We start from the raw sequence: 209 nt of genomic DNA, 5'->3' as shown, positions 1-209 counted from the left end.
GGTGCTGCTCACCGCCGACGGCGCGACCCGCGCGCGGCACGTCGTCGTCGCCACCGACGGGGCCACCGCCCACCGGCTCGCCGGCACCCCCACCCCCTCGCCGCGCGGCGGGGTGACCCAATGGTGGGCCGTCGACGACCTCGCCGGCCGGCGCGACGCGCGTGCGCCCGGCGTGCTGGCCGTGGACGCGCGCACCCGCCCGACCGGCC

Annotated in this window: 1 protein-coding gene; it reads left to right on the top strand. The window is 82.8% G+C overall.

Going from position 1 to position 209, the window contains the following annotated elements; all coding sequences use genetic code 11:
* Positions 1 to 209: hypothetical protein (locus QWY28_RS24230; protein WP_300955437.1), on the top strand; the 209-nt coding region annotated here is incomplete at both ends.

Source organism: Nocardioides oceani, assembly GCF_030412965.1.
Classification (GTDB): Bacteria; Actinomycetota; Actinomycetes; order Propionibacteriales; family Nocardioidaceae; genus Nocardioides; species Nocardioides oceani.
This window is presented reverse-complemented; position numbering and strand designations above follow the sequence as displayed.